The sequence below is a fragment of the Mesobacillus sp. MER 48 genome (genome assembly GCF_023714225.1).
GTDB classification, from domain to species: domain Bacteria; phylum Bacillota; class Bacilli; order Bacillales; family Cytobacillaceae; genus Mesobacillus; species Mesobacillus oceanisediminis_A.
This window is the reverse complement of sequence record NZ_JAMAUR010000004.1, coordinates 308,362-327,484: the sequence shown is the minus strand read 5'-3', so window position 1 is coordinate 327,484 and position 19,123 is coordinate 308,362. Positions and strand designations below refer to the sequence as shown.

Genomic DNA, 19,123 nt, shown 5'->3' with positions numbered 1-19,123 from the left:
AAGGGAGCGAATAATGAAAATGAATAATTATATTAATGGAACTAAAGTTGTGAAGTCTTTTATGCTAGCTGGAGTATTGTCAATCGGAGTACTGACTGGAGGCCACTTCACTCAGGCTGCCGGACCGGAAAAGGTAAAAGTTGAACAATCTCATAACAAACCAGCAAAGGTTCAGGTTGTTAATAAAAAGGCTAATGTAAAAGCAACTCCTGCTAAGCCTGCAGTTAAGGCTCAGCCAAAAGCTGCTACAAACGGCGAAGCGAAGGAAAAAGCATCAAAGTCACAGGCTGGCATTCATGCAAGCGAAACTGCCAAAAAGCATGCGGCTCCAAATGCAGCTGTACACACAACAACTCAACAAGCGCCTGTCGAAGATGTGAAAACTGAGGAAGTTCCAACAGAAGAAGCTGTTACTCAGGAACCTGTAGTGGAAGAAGTTGTAGAACTTGAGCCAATCATTACTGATGAAACAGAAGTTGACTCTGAATCTGAAGAAACTTCAGACACTGATGCAGCTAAAGAAGACGAAGAGGAAATAAAGCCTAAAGCTGACACAGAAATGAAAAAGGAAGATGATGAGGATTCAGATGAAGATTCAGATGAAAATTCTGAAGAAGAGTCTAAAGACATCGACCTTGAGGCAAAAGCTACTGTGAAAACAGAAGATGATGAGGATAATGACTCCGATTCTGAAAATATCGATCTTGATACAGATGCAACTGTAAAGACTGAAGATGAAGATGAAGACGAAAATGACAACGAAGACGAAGATACGGAAGATAAGGTATCTCCATCTGTTGCCAACAAAATGAAGTCTAAGGCTTTCAACGCAAGCGATGTCGCTAAAGAGAAAGCAAACGAAAATTCAGCTGTCGCGTTATCTGTTGAAGTGACTGAAGATGAAGTGACTGAAGACGAAGTGACTGAAGACGAAGTTGCAGAAGAAGATGCTGCTGAAGACGAAGTGACTGAAGATGAAGTGACTGAAGACGAAGTTGCAGAAGAAGATGCTGCTGAAGACGAAGTGACTGAAGATGAAGTGACTGAAGATGAAGTGACTGAAGATGAAGCTACTGAAGACGAAGTTGCAGAAGAAGATGCTGCTCAAGACGAAGTGACTGAAGATGAAGTGACTGAAGACGAAGTGACTGAAGACGAAGTTACTGAAGATGATGCTACTGAAGAAGATGCTACTGAAGAAGATGCTACTGAAGAAGAAGCAAAAGTATCTCCTTCTATTGCCAACAAAATGAAGTCTAAGGCTTTCAATGCCAGCGATGTTGCTAAAGAGAATGCTGACGAAAACTCAGCTGTTGCTTTGTCTGTTGAAGTAACTGAAGATGAGGTTGCTGAAGACGAAGCTACTGAAGAAGTTGTTACTGAAGAAGTTGCTACTGAAGAAGTAGTTACTGATGAAGTTGTTACTGATGAAGAAGCTGCTGATGAAGAAGCTACTGATGAAGATGCTACTGATGAAGAAGCTACTGAAGAAGATGCTACTGATGAAGAAGCTACTGAAGAAGATGCTACTGAAGAAGATGCTACTGAAGAAGATGCAAAAGTATCTCCTTCTATTGCCAACAAAATGAAGTCTAAGGCTTTCAACGCTAGCGATGTTGCTAAAGAGAAAGCTAACGAAAATTCAGCTGTTGCTTTGTCCGTTGAAGTAGCTGAAGAAGTTGTTACTGACGAAACTGCTACTGAAGAAGTGACTGAGGAAGTTGTTACTGATGAAACTGCTACTGAAGAAGTGACTGAGGAAGTTGTTACTGACGAAACTGTTACTGAAGAAGTGACTGAGGAAGCTGTGACTGATGAAACTGCTACTGAAGAAGTGACTGAGGAAGCTGTTACTGACGAAACTGCTACTGAAGAAGTGACTGAAGAAGCTGTTACTGACGAAACTGCTACTGAAGAGGCAAAAGTAAACCCATCTGCTGACAAAAAAGCTAAGTCAAAAGCTAGCTTATATGCAAGTGAAATCGCAAAGAAATTTGCTGCAATGCTTTCTGCTGTACTTGCTGTTTTTGAGAAGTAGACTGAAGAGAAAGCTGAAACTGTGACTGAATAAGTCATAGTTGAGTTGAAACCAATAATCATAGAAAGAGACTTCCAGGCAGCTGGAAGTCTCTTTTTCTATTAGTGGATCAGATTCCCCTTCGTTTGCGGGTTGTCCATCAGCCAGTTATTTTCCTCATTGGCGACAATCAGCTCGTTGATATCATATGTATGGTAGTACTTTTCTGTGATGAAGGGGTCTTTTTCTGTCGGTGCGATTGCTTCATCAATATCATCGCAATTCAGGATGATCATGGCGTGATCATTATTTTTGAATGGGCCGGCAATCATCAGTTGTCCTGCCTGGTTTAACTGCCTGAGATGGTCAATATGCCTTCCCAGCAATTTTGAATCCAGTTCTCCATTTCGTTTATCCTTCAGGATCACAACAAATTTACTCATCTAATAAGTACTCCTTTTATAAAATCTTCCAGTCCATTATATCATTTCCAATATATCCCGACAGCTGTAGTGCATTTCTTTGTTAAAACGGAACATAAATGGGTAAATAAAAAATAAAGGATTTGAATAAAAGGAGGCATCATCCATGATCATCGTCTACATCAGCATCGCTGTCATCGTGGCTGCACTTGCTTATCTCGGATATGTTGCTTATAAAACATTTAAAGATGCTAAGCCAACCATTGACAGTCTTCAAGAGACAGCAACCCGTGTCCAGAATAAAACCAATGCGATCAAAGAAGAAACCGATTCACTTAAATTTAAACAGCAAAAGCTGATGACTGATTTTGAAAAGAAAAAGAAAGCTGTCAATACGGTTGTTGTTTCTGTAAAACAGACACCTGTTGAATTCAAGAACGCACTTGTTGCAAAACCTGTCGCCGAACTTGAACAGAAATATAAGGCAAGACAATGGAACCGGAAGCGACGTAATCGGACCATGCAGCCACAATAAAACAGGGCACCCGCCCTGTTTTTTTATTTCGCCTCTTCTTCGTGACTATCTTCCTAGATATTCCTCTCGAATAATTTCCCAACCACTCTAGATTCCTGTAAATTCAAGCGTTAGGACATCTGGACAAACATTTAGGAGTTTTGTACGATTGTCGAAATAATTTTTACTAACTATTATGTATAAATATACAAAGTAATTTTGGAGGAATACATAGATGAAGTATAAAAAAATGATTTCGGGTGTTGTAGCTGCAAGTTTGCTAGCATCCTCCCCATGGACTCCGGCACTAGCTGAGTCTTTGAAGTGGAATTATGTAAATGCATATGAAGAAAAGGACGGAAGCTTATTCAACAGCGAAAACTATGACTTTATGAAATTCTCGGCAATCGGCGAGCAGCTGGAACAAATCGAGAAGCAATCCAATCGTGTGAAGGTGGAAGTAAAAGGACAATCATCAACCGGACAGCCTCTTTATGTCGTTACGATTGCTGCACCTGATTCTCAGGGTAAGTTCGGCAAGATCCAGGCTTTAAGAAAACAAATGTTCAAAAACCCTGGCAAAGCACAGGACTGGATTGAAAACAATCCAGACTTCAAGGTGCCAGTCATGATCAATGGCTCTATCCATGGTACCGAATTTGTCGGCAGTGACGCGGTCATGCAGCTGATTGAGCGCTTTGCACTTGAAAATGACGAGACAACGACTGAAATCCTCGAAAACAATATTCTGATTTTCAATGTTGTCCAGAATCCCGATGGCCGGGTCGATGCTACCCGCTTCAATGGAGAAGGAATCGATTTGAACCGTGACTTCATCACCCAGTCACAGCCGGAAACCCAGGAGACCGTTTCACTGATCAAAGAATGGAATCCAATGGTCTTCCTTGATACACATGGCTATGTAAAAGGTTACGCGCCAAATAAGCAGGGTCTCATTGAGCCTTGTACCGTTCCGCACAATCCAAATTACGAATATGACCTTTACCAAAAATGGGCAATGGATCAGGCGGAAGCGATGGAAAATGAAATCATGTCCGACAAGGAAAGCTTCACCGGCAGCCTGTATCAATCGATGGTGGGAACCTATATCCCTCAACGTGATGACGCAGAAGGCTGGGATGATTATCCTCCAATCTTTACGCCAATGTATGCGATGTACCATGGTGCATATGGCCACACGCTTGAAGCGCCAACAAATGATCTTGACGGTGTCCGCTGGATGTATGATGCCATCATGGGAGCATTGAAAAATGCCACAGAGAACAAGCAGGAAATGATCAAAGACCAGATTGAAATGTTCAAGCGAGGCATCAATTTTGATCATCCGTTCCATGACGAAGGCTTCTTCCCTACTGCCTATGTTCTGCCTGTTGATCCGGAAGATCCAACTGTAACACATAAGGCTGTTAAGCATCTGCAGAAAAACGACATCGAAGTCGTCCAAGCTTCAAAGACTTTTACGGCAGACGGAAAAGCTTATCCAAAAGGCACATACATTGTCAAAATGGACCAGGCAAAGGCGGGGCTGGCCAATACGATGTTATGGGATGGCGAGGATATCACTGAAGATGTCGACTCCATGTACGATATTTCAGCTTGGAGCCTGCCGGAGCTATGGGGCTTTGAGGCAGTAGCTGTTCAAGATGAACTCGATGTGACCGCAACGAAAGTGAACCAGATCCAGGAACAAGGGTCAGTTACCGGCAAAGGGCCATTCCTGATTCCAAACAGTTCTGTAAAAGCGGTTCAACTTGCCAATACGCTCATGCAACAAGGCGTCTCCGTAAAACGCGATAAAGCAGGCAATTTTTACACAGAAGCTCCCGCGAACACCATTGACTCAGCTGTAAAACAATCCGGACTGCATATCGAATCGGTAAAGGTACCTGCAGACGCAGTAGAAGTTACAAACCTTAAAGTAGCAATCCTTAAGGACGGAGGCATGAATAAGGCCCAATCCCATTCAGGAACAAAACTTGCACTGAAACGCCTGGGTTTTGAGGTTACAGAGGTCACCCCTGCTGAAGTTGCGGAACAGGGATTGAAGGGCTTCGACGTATTCGTATACAGCGGTACCGAAGGTCTGATCGCCAAAACTCAATCACGTGCAGGAAATCAAGAATTTGGCTTCCAGAACCCAGCACAGTATGATCTCTTCAAAACGAATGTCGAAGAATTTTTAAATAATGGCGGAAAGTATATCGCCGTCGGTGCAGGCGCCTCACTGGCGACAAAGACATTAGGCCTCACAGATAACACGGTTGTCGTTGCAGGTTACAACAGCAACGGAATCGCGAAAGTTGATTACAGCGGCGAAGGTATGACCGGCGGATATAGCGAGGATGAGCTCGGCTTCGTCTACCGTCCTGTCTGGTATGAAAATACAGGAAATGATGAAGTTGCTGCAACATTTGACGATAACTCAGACTTCTTTGTTGCCGGGCACTGGAAAAACAATCGCGCAGCTCAAGGAAAGGCAGTAATCGTTAAAGAACAGGATAAAGATGTAACGCTGATCGGACTTGAAGCTGGCTTCCGCGATCATACAGACTACCTGTTCCGTCTCCTTTCCAACAGCATTTTTGAAAAATAAGCAGGCAAAAAAAGCATCGGGCGACCGATGCTTTTTAGCTGTTTGTATAGTATTTTTCCAAAAGCAGAAAATCCCTCGTCTTTTGAATTTCAATATGGTTAGCAAGGGCGAAATCTTCAAACTCAGCAATCAACTGACCGCTGTAAAAGTAGGCAACACCAATATTGAAGCCTCTCCTTACCTTTACCACTGCATTTTTCGTCGTCCAGCCGATCCGGCCGAACTTTACTTTTTTGATATTCTCAGATGTAAGTATTTTTTTGTATATCATAATATTAGAGATGGTTATTTTATATTCAATCTGATGGGATGATAATGTTAAATGAAATCTCAGCAGACTAATCATAACTAAAGTAATCGGAATCAGAAATTGAAAGAACTTGTTGAAATTTGAAGAAAAAGGCATAACAACTAACAGAGAATACATTATGTATATTGGTGGCCTGCCTGAATAAGTCATCTGACTCCCCCCTTGCACAAAACAATTTTACCAGATAAATCCAAATAGAGATACAGAAAGGGACCACCTTTTCAGGTGATCCACTTTATTAAAGGTATAAACCTGCCAGGAAGATTCCCAGGGCTTCTTCATAAATCTCATCGAACTGAGACAGTGGCAGAGGGTTGATACCGAACCCAAGCTCCACTGTGAAGCCAGGCCGGCGCCAGTCCTGGATGAACCAGTCCTTGTATCCGGCATAGCTTTCAATGGTTTTTACTGGCTGGTAGCCGCTTACCCTGGCGAATTCATTAACCATTGCCTCCGATTCAGGCGGCTCGAGGTTTTCAAAGCCCCAGTAGATGACTTCGCCCTGGGTATGGAAGGCGAGAACCCTTGAGAAATCGCGCTTGCGTGTAAGTTCTGCCATGGCGATTGCTTCCGGCTCCGATAACGGCTTTTCGCCAACATAATCCCTTGGACCAGGCTGGCTTGGATTCCTGGCTTTTTCTTTTTCCCATTCTGCTGGGAATTGATCATTCAGGTCCACTCCTCTTATATTCGCCTTCCAGCCGCTGAAGTCCATGCTGCCTTTATTCCATTCTATTACTCTTTCATTCCATGGCTCCTCTTCAGGTGGTCCGTTGAGTACGAGGTCGACACCATCAGGGTTGACCATAGGGACAATCGACAAAGCCGTCTGGTTGTATAAGTTCAGCATTGACAGCCCTCGTATCGAGGATTGGTTTGTCAGCGCCAGAAGGTAGTCATTTAGAAACGTCATTAGGACGGGAGTAGTGATCCATTCATTCGCATGAAATGCCCCATTGTAATGGACCTTTTTATTGCCATCCCCGACCAAAGCTTCAGGAATCCTTTTTCCTAATACAGAATTTCCGATCGATGGCACTCTCATAAATGGGTATACACTTTCCAATCGTCTTAAATCATTCATCAAAGAGCTATAATCGTAATTTTTTTTTCCCTGGACAATCCGCCAGGTAATCCTTGTTGGAACTTTGATCATCTGGCCAATGTACAATCCCTTTGGATTGATATTCCGATTGGCCAGCAGCAGAGCATCCACCTGGATATTTCGGCTCCGGGCGATTTGCCAGAGAGTATCTCCTGCACGGATTCGGTAATCCACAGCGGCATAACCGGGAATCTTTACAGTCCGGCCCACAGTCAGTGCGTTCGGATCCAAATCGCGGTTGGAATCTATGATCAACTGGAGCGGGATGTTGAAAAGGTTGCTGAAATACCAAAATGAATCTCCTCTTCTCACATATATATCCATAGTGCGCCTCCTGTTCTTTCAAAAGTTGCATCTATACATATGTATGTGAGTACCCATTGAAACTATTTCAGAAGATGAAAATTAACCTGATATTTTCATGCCCCGGAGGAAGGTCTTTACTGCAAGCCTATAGCTTTCATCCAGGTCAAGGGGCATTCCAAAGCCGCCTTTCTGTTCGAGAGAAGCGAAACCGTGCATGAGGCTCCTTAAACCGCGCACTGCATGAATGGCTCCCTCGTCTGACAAACTAGAGGGCTGGATTGTGGATATGACAAGCCTGACAATTCTCTCGCCAGCATGATTGACTTTTTCATCTGAAGGATCGGGAGCAGACAATGCAAATTCATAAAGGCCGGGATTTTCCCTGGCAAAAGATAAATAGGCATCTGTTATCGCCAAAACTGATTCCTCACCTGGAGACTTTTCCAATGCTTCAGCCTCAAGTCCGTTATACAGTTTTTCAAGTGAAAACAGAGCGAGTTCCCTTTTGATTCCTGGAAGACCATCAAAATGGTTATATAACGATGGTGGTTTGATATTAAGTTTCTTTGCCAGCAATGCAAGCGTTACTTGATCACTTCCCTGCTCATTCGCAAGCTGAGCTGCTGCCATTACAATGGTCTTTTTATCGAGTGCGATTTTCGGTCTTGGTGACATTTCCTAAACTCCTTTGTTCCGTAAAAATTCTTCTGCCTTTTGGATAGCTTTTTCAATGAGAGCCACAGGTCCACGAAGCAATTCCCCATGGCCTACAGCCAGAATTGCTGGTTTTAGCTCGAGAACTTTTTCCGCGCTTTGCAATGCCAGTTTCCTGTTCCATGTAGCCATCGCCGGAAAAGGAAACCATGGTACTGTCACACCAGATACAGCTATTCCCCCTCTTGTCTGGAAGGCGTCACCTGCAATTAGGGAGTTTGTTCTTTTATCCAGGAAAGACATTGATCCAGGTGTGTGTCCTGGTGTTTCAAATGTGATTAATGAGCCGATTTCATCCCCTTCGCTGAGGAATACATCAGGTTTTATGTTAATGTTCTTCGGTACTCCTCCTCGAATCGGTGTCTGAGGTTCAGATGGATCAAGTGAGGTATCACCGGCAAGAAGGCGTGAATCACGGACAGAGATATAAACTGGGACATCAAGCTTTTCCTTCAATTCAGCAAGTGCTCCAATATGATCACTGTGAGCATGGGTCAAAACAATCCTTTTGATCGGTTTCCCAATTTGTTCTGCAGCATGCAAAATTGGTTTGGCACTGTTCGGCAGTGCTGCATCAATTAAAGTCAGCCCTTCCTCTTCCTCGATAAAGTAACAATTTACCGGAAAAATTCTTGGCATGAATGTTAACTGGTATAGAAAACCCTCTTTGATTACCCTCATTTGAAACCCCTCCAGCGCAAAACTAATATCATTAGTTTTACTTTAACTAATTACGTTAGTTAAATCAATCTTTATTTTGGAAACCTGAATGGTACCCTTATGGGGATGCTTTTGCCTGCATAAGGGTATCTACCGACCCGAATGATACCCTTTGGCGGATGGTTTTGCCTGCATAAGGGTATCTCCCGGGCTGAATGGTACCCTAATATGGAGGGTTTCACCAGCATAAGGATATCTCTCGGCCTGAATGGTACCCTTATGGGGAGGGTTTCACCAGCATAAGGGTATCTCCTGGCCTGAATGGTACCCTTATGGGGATGCTTTCGCCTGCATAAGGGTATCTACCGACCTGAATGGTACCCTTATGGGGATGTTTTTGCCTGCATAAGGGTATCTACCGGCCTGAATGGTACCCTTATGGGGACGGTTTTGACTGCATAAGGGTATCTACCGGCCTGAATAGTGCCCTTATGCGGATGCTTTTGCCTGCATAAGGGTATCTACCGGCCTGAATAGTACCCTTATGGGGACGGTTTTGACTGCATAAGGGTATCTACCGGCCTGAATAGGGTCCTTATGCGGATGCTTTTGCCTGCATAAGGGTATCTACCGGCCTGAATAGTACCCTTATGGGGACGGTTTTGACTGCATAAGGGTATCTCCCAATTAGAATGGTACCCTTATGGGGACGGTTTTGACTGCATAAGGGTATCTCCCAATTAGAATGGTACCCTTATGGGGACGGTTTTGACTGCATAAGGGTATCTCCCGGCCTGAATGGTTCCCTTATGCGGATGGTTTGACTTGTATAAGGGTATCTCTCAATTTGAATGGTACCCTTATAGGGATGCTTTCGCCTGCATAAGGGCATCTACCGGCCTAAATAGTACCCTTATGTGGACGGTTTTGACTGCATAAGGGTATCTCCCGATTTGAATGGTACCCTTATGTGGATAGAGCAACCTACATAAGGATATCTTCCAAAAGAAAAATACGGTTAAAAACTTTTCGATCATCGCCAAAAAAGAAGCCCACCTTCAAGCGGGCTTCCCTTCCTTCCGTCCTATAAAACCTTACTTAAGAAAGCCTTCGTCCGCTCGTGCTGTGGGTTTTCGAAAATTTCCTGCGGCTGGTTCTCTTCTATGATCAGCCCGCCGTCCATGAAGATGACTCTGTCACCGACTTCTCTGGCGAAGCCCATTTCATGTGTGACAACCACCATGGTCATTCCTTCCCTGGCCAGCTGCTTGATGACTTCGAGCACTTCTCCGACCATTTCCGGATCGAGGGCGGACGTTGGTTCGTCGAACAGCATGATTTTTGGTTCCATTGCGAGGGCGCGGGCGATGGCCACTCGCTGTTTTTGGCCTCCTGACAGTGAGTCCGGATATGCTTCCGCTTTTTCACCAAGTCCTACTTTTTTCAGCAGTTCGATTCCTTTGGAACGTGCCTGCTCTACCGAAACCCCACGCACCTTGAGTGGCGCCAGCATGATATTCTCAAGCACTGTCTTATGAGGAAACAGGTTAAAATGCTGGAACACCATCCCGACTTCCTCGCGCACTTTGTTGATATTGATTCCTTTATCGGTAATGTCCACTCCTTCGATTTTCACATGGCCTGCAGTGATGGTTTCGAGGAGGTTAATACAGCGAAGGAAGGTTGATTTTCCGGAACCCGATGGCCCGATCACCACAACAACCTCCTGCGGCTGGACGACTACGTTTATTCCATTCAACACCTTGTGGCTTCCAAAAGATTTTTCCAAATCAGTCACTGTGATCATTCCGTTTTCAGCCTTCTTTCTAGCAGATTTAATAAAAAGCTTAACGAAAGTGTCAGGATCAGGTAAATCACTGCTGCGGTGAGGTACGGCTCCCAAACCCGATAATATTGCCCGGCCATCGCCCTGCCCCAGTACATGATTTCCGGCGTCGCGACGATAGCCGCCAGTGAAGACTCTTTGATCAGCACGATGAATTCATTTCCAAGCGGCGGAATCATCCGTTTGAATGCCTGGGGAAGAATGACATATCTCATCGCCTGGACGTGTGTCATCCCAAGCGAACGGGCAGCCTCCATCTGGCCGCGGTCGATCGATTGGATGCCGGCACGGAAAATTTCTGCGATATAGGCTGCCGCATTTAGTGACAAGGCAATGATGGTAGCGGCAATCCCATTTGTTTCCCCAAGAAACATCGGGACTACCCCAAAATGGATTAGCAGGATTTGGACGAATAACGGGGTCCCGCGAAAGAAAGTAATATACCAGACAAATGGCCAGGCCAGCAGCTTCCGGCGCTGCATCTTGCCAAGTCCAATGAACAAACCGAGGATTGTCCCAATTAAAATTCCTGCCAATGAAAGCCCGATGGTCAGCAGCGTACCTTTTACCAGAAAAGGAGAGTATTCAATAATAATATCAAAACGAAAATCCATAGCTTGCCCCCCAACGCCCCTGGTCCGGAGCTGATTTTTTCATAGGCTGTCCCGCCTGACAAAAAAATGCGTAACGCTGTGTTAAGAGTTACGCATCTTTGCAGTATCATAGTTTTCAGGTTTTACTTTGATGCCTTATCTTGATTTCAGGTTTTACTTTGATGCCTTATCTTGTTCTGCCTTCAGCATTTCGATGTTCGGCTTCTGGCCGAACCATTCCTGATAGACTTTCTCATAAGTGCCGTTCTCGACGATTTTCTTGATGGCTTTATCAAAGTCGGCTTTCAGATCGGTTCCTTTTGGAAAAAGGATGCCGTAGTATTCAGCATCGAAACTGCCGCTGTCTTCGATGACCTTTAACTTTTCATCCGGATTGTTCTTCGCATAGACTTCAACAACTCCATTGTCTGCCACGACTGCATCCGCTCCGCCTGAGAGCATTTCCATGATTGCCAGGTTGTTATTATCGAATTTCTTGATGTCCTTATTGTTTTTTCCAAGCAGTTTATCCATTGCTTCCTGCCCGGTGGTCCCGTTCTGAACAGCCACTACCTTGCCTTTCAAATCTGCGGCGCTTTTGATGTCGCTGTCTTCGCGGACAAGGATTTTATTGGTGGACAGGAAATATGGCAATGAAAAATCATAAGTCTGCTTTCGCTCGTCATTGATGGAGATAGACGATACGGCAAGGTCGGCGCGGTTGCTGCCAATCTCAACGAAAATTGGATCCCAGCCGACATTATCGAACTTTAGTTCATAACCTGCTTCCTTCGCGGCGGCCTTCAGAAAATCAACGTCGAAACCAACAATCTTGTCGCCCTCCATATATTCAAATGGTGCGTATGCTGCATCGGTTACGACTCTGAGTTCCTTTTTCCCGGTACCATTCGTTTCGCTTGATTCGCTTGATTCGCTTGAGCCGCATGCTGACACAACAAGCGCTGCAATTGCCATCATGATCATGGCAAAGAATCTTTTTCTCATTCCTAATGCCCCCTCTTGTAAAAAACGTACAAAACTTTACTAATTTATATGAGGGCGATGAGGCTTGTATTACTCTAAAAGAGGATAAGAAAAACTTATCCTTATTTATTGATAACCCGTCATTTCCTTATGCTTCTGACAAGAATAAAATAGGAATAGATAAGGAGGGATTCATATGACTTATAAATTTAAAGCGATTGACCATGTACAGCTTGCAGCCCCGAAAGGCACTGAAGACCAGGCAAGGAAATTTTTCAGTGGGATATTAGGTTTTGAAGAGATCGAAAAGCCTGCTGAATTGAAAAAGCGCGGCGGCGCCTGGTTTCAATTCGGCTCCTGCCAGATCCACGTTGGGGCCGAGGCGGATTTTGTTCCTGCAAAGAAAGCCCACCCGGCGTTTGAAGTGGAGAATATTGAAGAGTTGAAGAAACATCTGTCTGGATCCGGAGTGGATTACCTCGAAGATGACAAATTACCAGGCGCAAACAGGATTTATGTTTCTGACCCGTTTGGCAATAGAATTGAATTGCTTGAGTGGGTCCGCTAATCCGAGAAACCCGCCTTTGCTTGCTGTATTGGTTTTCAATACAGCAAAATTTTGGTATAATATTTAGAAAAGCGAAATATTCGTACTGAGAAAGAAGTGTTGATGGTATGACCCAGCAGCAAAAGGCGAAACGTAACCTGATGATCATGTGGTTCGCCAATTTCTTCATCGCAGGCAGTATGACAATGGTAATGCCTTTCCTATCCTTATACATTGAGTCGTTTGGAGATTTTTCGGAAACATATGTCCAGAACTGGTCAGGTCTTACATTCAGCATCACATTCGTTACAGCTTTTCTCTTCTCTCCCATCATCGGAAGGCTGGGAGACCGATTCGGACGTAAGAGAATCCTGATTTTCATGGCCTTTGGTATGGGATTATCTGTCTTCCTGCTCGGTTTTGCTTCCTCGGTGTGGCAGCTATTTTTACTTAGAATGTTCATGGGCTTGTTTTCAGGCTTCATTCCGGTATCACAGGCACTCGTTTCAACACAGACGCCAAAGGAACAGGCCGGAAAAGTACTGGGAACCCTGCAAACAGGCAGTATAACAGGATCATTGCTTGGCCCGATGATCGGCGGTGTCCTGGCCGACTCTTTAGGCTATGCGACAACCTTCCAATCAACATCTGCCTTTATCATCCTGTCCGGATTGCTTGTTTTCCTGATCATGGAATATAGAATTGATATAAAAAAGGGCAGCAAAACAAATTACAGCCGCAAAGAAGTGCTTCAGCATATCTTCAAAAATCCAATCATGGTCAATGTCCTGCTCATGTCCATGCTCGTGCAGATTGCCCATTTCAGCATCCAGCCTATCCTCTCCCTGTATGTCGGTGAGCTGCATGGCCATGAAAACCTGGCATTCTATTCTGGCATTGCCTTTTCGGCAGCTGGTCTCGGCAATCTGCTGATGGCCCGGAAATGGGGACAGATTGCAGACAGAATTGGCTATATAAAAATCCTTGTCCTCCTCCTGTTTTTATCAGCGATCATCTATCTGCCAGGCGGCTTTGTCACGAATATCTGGCAGCTCGTCCTGATCCGGTTCATGCTAGGAATCACAATCGGAGGCATCATCCCTGTAAGGGTTGCCTATATCAGGCAGGAAGCTCCGGTCGCAATGCAGGGCGAAGTGCTTGGCTATAACACAAGTCTCCGCTTCTTCGGGAACATCATCGGCCCTGTGCTCGGCGGCTTCCTTTCGGGTTACCTTGGTTTCACGTCGGTGTTCGTCCTTACGAGCGGTCTTCTGCTTGTAAGCGGACTCGTCCTGTTCGCTTCGATGCAGCGGAATCCGCAATACGTAAGGGATACTTTTTAATATGGAAAAAGACTGGATCTAACGGATTCAGTCTTTTTTTCATAGTGCACTGTTTTTCACCCGGCAATCAGGGAAGTATTTACATAGGAGAGTAAGTTTGAGGCAGAATACTCTTATTACATACTGATGACAGGTGGTTTTAATTTGGAGGTACAAGCGCTGCAAGAGGTTGAGAAACTTGCCCTGAAAAAGCATAAGATTTTCAGGCAGAGCAAAATTCGCTATCTCGCAAGGGCGGCTTTGGCGTCGATGTTCATTGGCTTTGGAGTAATTGTTGCGTTCAAGACAGGGAATCCATTTTATATGGAACACTCGCCCTTTGCCTACCCTATAGCTGCCATTACCTTCGGTGCTGCGATCATCCTGATTGCATACGGTGGTGGTGACCTGTTCACAGGGAATACCTTCTACTATACGTTTGTGGCACTGAGGAAAAAGATGGCATGGCTGCAGGTGACAAGGATGTGGATTTTCAGCTATATCGGCAATATCATCGGCGCCGCTGCGTTTGCTTTTTTGATCTACACAACGGGATTGTTTGATGATCATTCAGTGAATGGATTCTTATTGAGCGTCGCTGAAAAAAAGACACTCGCGCCAACCTCAGAGCTATTTTTCAGGGGGATTCTCTGTAACTGGCTCGTCTGCCTGGCCTTCTTTCTGCCAATGTCGATGAAGGGCGACGGCGCAAAAATGTTCGCTATGGTGTTTTTCGTGTACTGCTTCTTCATTTCGGGGTATGAGCACAGCATCGCCAATATGTGTACCTTTGCGATCAGTATGGTTCTCGACGATCCTCAGTCTGTCACCTTTGCGGGTGTGATCCATAATCTGATCCCGGTGACGATTGGCAACCTGATCGGCGGCGGAATCATGATGGGCTGGATGTATTACTATGCGAACTTGCCGTTTTTTGAAGAATGAGTGTTTGACAAAAGGAAAAGCCGGATTTGGGTAGCTGCCAAATCCGGCTTTTTCACTTGCCGATCAATGCTTCTGCTTATAATACGTGATTCCCAGGGCAAAGGCCAGCACGGTTCCCTTCACGATATCCATCGCATAATATGGCACGGACATCATCACAAGGCCATTTTGCAAAATGCCGATCAGCACTGCCCCGATGAAGGTTCCGAATGCGTTTGGCTTGCCGGCCCCGAGGACGGAAAAGCCGATAAAGGCAGCGGCCACGGCATCCATTAAATACGGCGAACCCGCATTGATTTCTGCGGTCATGACACGGGATGCCAGAACGATTCCGCCAATTGCCGCGAATAGGGCCGAAAGCAGATAGGCAGCTGTTTTATAGCGGTTGACCGGAATGCCTGAAAGTCTCGCCGCTTCCTTGTTCCCTCCGATGACATACATATAGCGGCCATGCTTTGTATAGGTCAGAAAAATATGGACGATGATCACGGCAACAGCCATGATTAGAATAATCCACGGAACCTGCCCTATTTTTGCAAAAAATGGACTGATTGCCCCTGTTGAAAAACTGCCATCTGGCAGGATCATGTTTTCCGAGACCGTCGCGCCCTTTGTATACGTCAGCGCCGTTCCCTGGATAATGAACATCATCGCAAGTGTCATCAGCATGTCCGGAATCTTCAGCTTGACGATCATCAGCGAATTAAGTGCACCCACAATCAAGGCTGCCGCGATCGCGGATAAAACGGCAATCAGGGTGTTCTGCGAAAACCAGACGAACATCGAGATGACAACCGCATTTGATAACGAGGCCACAGAACCGACCGATAAATCAAAGCCATCCACCGTAAGGGAAATGGTGATGCCGATCGCGATGATCGTAACGATGGAGATCGATCTTAAGATATTGATGACATTATCGCCGTAGATAAAACTTGGGTTCGCAGCCGCGAAGACAGCGATCAGCACAAAGATCGTCAAGATCGTCCCGTATTTGTAAAGGAACTGGAACAGCTCAAATGCCTTTTTCGGCGGCGTTTCCTGCTGCAATGGGAGTTTGGCTTCCATCCTATCTGCCTCCTGTTGAATAAAATAATAGTTCTTCTTCCGTTGTTTCGGCGGTTTCGAGTTCCTTGACCGGTTCACCATCATAGAGCACGTAAACCCGATCCGTGATGCCGACGATCTCTGACAGTTCTGAGGAAGCATAGATGATTCCCTTCCCCTCAGCTGCCAGTTTCGCAATCAGCTCAAAAATATCTCTTTTCGCGCCAACATCGACACCCTTTGTCGGCTCGTCAAAAATATACACATCGGCATCGGCAAGCAGCCATCTGCCAATCGCCACCTTCTGCTGGTTCCCTCCAGATAAGTTTTCAACTTTGGCCGACTCTGATGGAGTCTTGATGCCGAGAGCTTTTATGTATTCCTGCGCTGTGTTCTTTTCAGAACGCCGGTCGATAAAACCAAATAGTTTGGAGAACTTTTTTAAGCTGACGGCTGTCAGATTGGAGCTGACCGATTCTGCTACCAGGACACCTTCCTTACGGCGCTCTTCCGGAACCAGCGCCATTCCGCTTTTTACTGCCGCATGCGGGCTCGTCAGTTTGAGTTCTTTTCCATTAAGCCTCACTGTACCGCTTACGGTTTGTGACGCGCCAAAAAGCGCTTTGCACAGCTCCGTCTTCCCGGCACCGACCAGGCCGGCAATCCCGACAATCTCCCCTGCATTTACATGGAATGAAGTGTTTCTTACTTTATCCCCATCCGATAGGCCTGCCACTTCAAGCAATTGATTACCGAATGTATTGGATCTTGCCGGAAACTGATCTTCCATCCGCCGCCCAAGCATATATTCAATCACCTGCGGTGGATCTACTTCCGCAGTTTCCCTCTTTGCAATGAACTCGCCATTCCTCATGATCGTAAGCTCATCGCATAATTCAAAGATTTCCGGCATCCGGTGGGAAATGAAAATGATCCCTACATTCCTTCTAGCCAAATCGCGGACAATCCGGAACAGTTCCGATGTTTCGATATGGCTGAGCGGAGCGGTTGGTTCGTCAAGGATCAGAAATGAGCAATTGCTTGAAATCGCGCGAGCAATCAAAACAAGCTGTTTTTCCGCGAGCGTCAGTTCCCCGGCAAGCTTTTTAACAGGCAGCTTAAGGTTCATGCCTTTAAGAATGTCTTCTGCCTGCTGAAACAACTGCTTCCAATTCATCCAGTGCCTGTTGTCCAAATTCTGAACCGTTTGATTGAGCATGATATTCTCGCCCACTGTAAGCGACGGGATGATGGCTGTATCGACCTCCTGGTAGACTGTCTGGATTCCGAGCTTTTGCGCATGTGCTGGCTTCCTAATTTCCGCATACTCGCCATCAAACTGGATTTCTCCCGTGTAATGATCATGCGCGCCGGAAAGCACCTTCATCAATGTAGACTTGCCTGCGCCGTTCGCGCCGATCAATGCGTGGATCCTGCCAGTTTCCGTATTGAAATCCACACCGTTCAGCGCCCTTACGCCGGGAAACTCAATACTGATGTTTTTCATTTCAAGTATCATCCGTGTTCCCCCTCCCTTCCATTCTGCAAAGCAGACACTCTCTTTTGTTTGAGAGTGTCTGTCTTGTTTCTCTTAACTGGAAAAAATCGCACAGAATTTCTAGTTCGCTATAAAAATTAGAATCTCGCTATATAACTGAAAAACTCGCTATATAATCGGAAAACTCGCTATATAATCGATAAAGTCGCTATATAATTGGAAAACTCGCTATATAATCGAAAAAGTCGCTATATAATTGGAAAACTCGCTATATAATCGAAAAAGTCGCTAAAAAAGTCGTTATAAAACTTATCAGACAACCCTTTCAATGGTTATTTCTTATAGTGATCCTTCAATTTTTTCATCCAATCTTCTAAAAATGCATCCGATTTGCCCCATTCGTCGATGATTTCTGCGAGGTTGGCCATGTTAACTGAATTTTTTGACTGCTGAAGCTCTTCCTGTGATATCAGTGAGGCTTCAAGGTCATAAGCTGCAGGTGTTTCTTCGCCAGCCAGCTTTTTCGCCAGCAATCTCATATTCACCTCACCAATCAGCTTCGGATCAACGGCTGCTGTGTATTTCCATGGGCTGCCTTCTCCCTGGATTTCCTGAAGGTCAGCATTGGAAACATCAATTCCGTAAATCTTGATTTCATCGCGGCCAGCTTCCTTAATGGCACGAGCTGCGCCAATCGCAAATGCATCCCATGTCGCGAAAATTGAGTCAATTTCCCCTTTTGGATGTTTGTTTAACATCGCTGCAACTGCATTCTGCGTTTGTACACTTGTATCGGCTGCGGCAACTCCAAATCTCTCAACCTCTTTGATTCCAGGGTTTGCCTTCAGCGTTTCCTGGTAAACTTTATTTCTTCTGACCATCGGCGGGAAGCCATCGACCCAAAGGTAAACGATATTCGCTTCACCATTTTGGTCCTTCACAAGCTGGTCGAGTGCCTGGGTTGCCAGTGCTTCGTCATCCTGGGAAGTAAGTGTGACTCCTTCAACCTGCGCCAGATCGGGATTTGAATCGAATGTCACGACACTTTTGCCCTTATCCGTCAATTTTTTCACATCATTAACCGTTGCGGCATCATCTCCGTGGGAAATGATGAATCCATCATAGTCCTGCTGCAGCCCCTGGTTGATGGCGTCATGGAATTTTGCTGTATCTCCGTTAGCGGTGAAAACGTCCACCTTGAAGCCAAGCGCCTCCCCTTCTGCCTTCGCTCCGGCTAAAAACTGCGCAGTATGATCATCTCCGCCAATCTTGCGGATGACTTTGATTTTGACTTCCTCACCTTTTGCAAAACGCTCCGGAACTCCCTCAATAGGACCGCTTGCCGTCTTCGTTTCTCCACCGCCGCAGCCCGTCAGCAGCAATGCTGAAGCCACCGCCGTTAAAAACACCTTTTTAAATCCAACTCTTTTCATCTGCATTTCCCCCTTAATGTGTCTGCTCAGCTAACCCAAATAAAAAAACCTCTCCAGAAAAGAGAGGTTTCGAACGCAAAATGATGAAAAGGTCAGATTCCTCTCTTATCTTCCAAAACATATCGTTTTGCAGGATTTAGCACCAATTCCTGATGGAACGGTTGCCGGGCGTCATAGGGCCAGTCCCTCTGCCACTCTTGATAAGAGAATTTCGTTATTAAATTAATCTGGCAAATTGATAAACTT

17 protein-coding genes and 1 riboswitch are annotated in these 19,123 nt (G+C 45.3%); of the genes, 6 read left to right on the top strand and 11 right to left on the bottom strand.

The features are described from left to right. Positions 1–13 precede the first annotated feature (13 nt). Positions 14–2,038, top strand: a complete 2,025-nt coding sequence (locus M3593_RS16410; protein ID WP_251543807.1) for a DNA polymerase V family protein — start codon at positions 14–16, stop codon at positions 2,036–2,038. A 101-nt stretch (positions 2,039–2,139) separates the two neighbouring features. Here M3593_RS16410 and M3593_RS16405 read toward each other — a convergent pair whose 3' ends face one another. Next, positions 2,140–2,460: a YciI family protein gene (locus M3593_RS16405; protein ID WP_251543809.1), complete on the bottom strand. Its 321-nt coding sequence runs from the start codon at positions 2,458–2,460 to the stop codon at positions 2,140–2,142. 145 nt (positions 2,461–2,605) lie between these two features. Here M3593_RS16405 and M3593_RS16400 point away from each other — a divergent pair, with 145 nt between their 5' ends. Then, positions 2,606–2,974, top strand: coding sequence for a DUF948 domain-containing protein (locus tag M3593_RS16400; protein ID WP_251543811.1), 369 nt, complete (start codon positions 2,606–2,608; stop codon positions 2,972–2,974). Between the two features lie 214 nt (positions 2,975–3,188). Beyond that, a complete protein-coding gene (locus M3593_RS16395) occupies positions 3,189–5,567 on the top strand; it encodes a M14 family zinc carboxypeptidase (protein ID WP_251543814.1) in 2,379 nt (792 codons plus the stop codon). Positions 5,568–5,601: 34 nt separating this feature from the next. Here the strand turns inward: M3593_RS16395 and M3593_RS16390 are convergent, their stop codons facing one another. The 7 genes from M3593_RS16390 to M3593_RS16360 form a co-directional block, all read right to left on the bottom strand. Then, the gene (locus tag M3593_RS16390; protein ID WP_251543816.1) at positions 5,602–6,027 is read right to left on the bottom strand and encodes a hypothetical protein; all 426 of its coding nucleotides are present in this window, start codon (positions 6,025–6,027) and stop codon (positions 5,602–5,604) included. A gap of 88 nt (positions 6,028–6,115) precedes the next feature. Further along, positions 6,116–7,306, bottom strand: a complete 1,191-nt coding sequence (locus M3593_RS16385; protein WP_144475070.1) for a M14 family zinc carboxypeptidase — start codon at positions 7,304–7,306, stop codon at positions 6,116–6,118. A gap of 81 nt (positions 7,307–7,387) precedes the next feature. Further along, on the bottom strand, positions 7,388–7,963 hold the full coding sequence (locus M3593_RS16380; protein WP_251543818.1) for a TetR/AcrR family transcriptional regulator: 576 nt from the start codon (positions 7,961–7,963) through the stop codon (positions 7,388–7,390). A 3-nt stretch (positions 7,964–7,966) separates the two neighbouring features. Further along, positions 7,967–8,683 carry an MBL fold metallo-hydrolase gene (locus M3593_RS16375; RefSeq protein ID WP_251543820.1) on the bottom strand — a complete coding sequence of 239 codons (717 nt, stop codon included), beginning with the start codon at positions 8,681–8,683 and terminating at the stop codon, positions 7,967–7,969. Between the two features lie 1,063 nt (positions 8,684–9,746). Next, positions 9,747–10,469, bottom strand: coding sequence for an amino acid ABC transporter ATP-binding protein (locus tag M3593_RS16370; RefSeq protein ID WP_144475073.1), 723 nt, complete (start codon positions 10,467–10,469; stop codon positions 9,747–9,749). Continuing rightward, the gene (locus M3593_RS16365; protein WP_251543823.1) at positions 10,466–11,122 is read right to left on the bottom strand and encodes an amino acid ABC transporter permease; all 657 of its coding nucleotides are present in this window, start codon (positions 11,120–11,122) and stop codon (positions 10,466–10,468) included. The genes M3593_RS16370 and M3593_RS16365 overlap by 4 nt, the downstream gene beginning before the upstream one ends. Positions 11,123–11,275: 153 nt before the next feature. Further along, positions 11,276–12,106 (bottom strand): basic amino acid ABC transporter substrate-binding protein, encoded by an 831-nt coding sequence (locus M3593_RS16360; RefSeq protein WP_251543824.1) that lies wholly within the window; start codon positions 12,104–12,106, stop codon positions 11,276–11,278. Between the two features lie 175 nt (positions 12,107–12,281). Between M3593_RS16360 and M3593_RS16355 the strand changes: the two genes are divergently transcribed. From M3593_RS16355 to M3593_RS16345, 3 genes are all read left to right on the top strand, one after another. Then, positions 12,282–12,653, top strand: a complete 372-nt coding sequence (locus M3593_RS16355) for a VOC family protein (RefSeq protein WP_251543826.1) — start codon at positions 12,282–12,284, stop codon at positions 12,651–12,653. Between the two features lie 107 nt (positions 12,654–12,760). After that, a complete protein-coding gene (locus M3593_RS16350) occupies positions 12,761–13,975 on the top strand; it encodes an MFS transporter (protein ID WP_251543828.1) in 1,215 nt (404 codons plus the stop codon). Positions 13,976–14,119: 144 nt separating this feature from the next. Then, a complete protein-coding gene (locus tag M3593_RS16345) occupies positions 14,120–14,899 on the top strand; it encodes a formate/nitrite transporter family protein (protein WP_251543830.1) in 780 nt (259 codons plus the stop codon). 63 nt (positions 14,900–14,962) lie between these two features. Here the strand turns inward: M3593_RS16345 and M3593_RS16340 are convergent, their stop codons facing one another. From M3593_RS16340 to M3593_RS16330, 3 genes are all read right to left on the bottom strand, one after another. Then, positions 14,963–15,967 (bottom strand): ABC transporter permease, encoded by a 1,005-nt coding sequence (locus M3593_RS16340; protein WP_251543832.1) that lies wholly within the window; start codon positions 15,965–15,967, stop codon positions 14,963–14,965. A gap of 1 nt (position 15,968) precedes the next feature. Beyond that, on the bottom strand, positions 15,969–17,465 hold the full coding sequence (locus tag M3593_RS16335; protein WP_251543835.1) for a sugar ABC transporter ATP-binding protein: 1,497 nt from the start codon (positions 17,463–17,465) through the stop codon (positions 15,969–15,971). A gap of 311 nt (positions 17,466–17,776) precedes the next feature. After that, positions 17,777–18,877 carry a sugar ABC transporter substrate-binding protein gene (locus tag M3593_RS16330; protein WP_251543836.1) on the bottom strand — a complete coding sequence of 367 codons (1,101 nt, stop codon included), beginning with the start codon at positions 18,875–18,877 and terminating at the stop codon, positions 17,777–17,779. Between the two features lie 102 nt (positions 18,878–18,979). Beyond that, positions 18,980–19,084, bottom strand: a riboswitch (SAM riboswitch). Positions 19,085–19,123 lie beyond the last annotated feature (39 nt).

Excerpts from the sequence above, each read along its gene's own strand:
- M3593_RS16335 (WP_251543835.1), bottom strand. The coding sequence starts at position 17,465 with ATGATACTTGAAATGAAAAACATCAGTATTGAGTTTCCCGGCGTAAGG.
- M3593_RS16400 (WP_251543811.1), top strand. The coding sequence starts at position 2,606 with ATGATCATCGTCTACATCAGCATCGCTGTCATCGTGGCTGCACTTGCT.
- M3593_RS16405 (WP_251543809.1), bottom strand. The coding sequence starts at position 2,460 with ATGAGTAAATTTGTTGTGATCCTGAAGGATAAACGAAATGGAGAACTG.
- M3593_RS16395 (WP_251543814.1), top strand. The coding sequence starts at position 3,189 with ATGAAGTATAAAAAAATGATTTCGGGTGTTGTAGCTGCAAGTTTGCTA.
- M3593_RS16350 (WP_251543828.1), top strand. The coding sequence starts at position 12,761 with ATGACCCAGCAGCAAAAGGCGAAACGTAACCTGATGATCATGTGGTTC.
- M3593_RS16390 (WP_251543816.1), bottom strand. The coding sequence starts at position 6,027 with ATGACTTATTCAGGCAGGCCACCAATATACATAATGTATTCTCTGTTA.
- M3593_RS16360 (WP_251543824.1), bottom strand. The coding sequence starts at position 12,106 with ATGAGAAAAAGATTCTTTGCCATGATCATGATGGCAATTGCAGCGCTT.
- M3593_RS16385 (WP_144475070.1), bottom strand. The coding sequence starts at position 7,306 with ATGGATATATATGTGAGAAGAGGAGATTCATTTTGGTATTTCAGCAAC.
- M3593_RS16375 (WP_251543820.1), bottom strand. The coding sequence starts at position 8,683 with ATGAGGGTAATCAAAGAGGGTTTTCTATACCAGTTAACATTCATGCCA.
- M3593_RS16365 (WP_251543823.1), bottom strand. The coding sequence starts at position 11,122 with ATGGATTTTCGTTTTGATATTATTATTGAATACTCTCCTTTTCTGGTA.
- M3593_RS16330 (WP_251543836.1), bottom strand. The coding sequence starts at position 18,877 with ATGAAAAGAGTTGGATTTAAAAAGGTGTTTTTAACGGCGGTGGCTTCA.
- M3593_RS16410 (WP_251543807.1), top strand. The coding sequence starts at position 14 with ATGAAAATGAATAATTATATTAATGGAACTAAAGTTGTGAAGTCTTTT.
- M3593_RS16355 (WP_251543826.1), top strand. The coding sequence starts at position 12,282 with ATGACTTATAAATTTAAAGCGATTGACCATGTACAGCTTGCAGCCCCG.
- M3593_RS16380 (WP_251543818.1), bottom strand. The coding sequence starts at position 7,963 with ATGTCACCAAGACCGAAAATCGCACTCGATAAAAAGACCATTGTAATG.
- M3593_RS16370 (WP_144475073.1), bottom strand. The coding sequence starts at position 10,469 with ATGATCACAGTGACTGATTTGGAAAAATCTTTTGGAAGCCACAAGGTG.
- M3593_RS16340 (WP_251543832.1), bottom strand. The coding sequence starts at position 15,967 with ATGGAAGCCAAACTCCCATTGCAGCAGGAAACGCCGCCGAAAAAGGCA.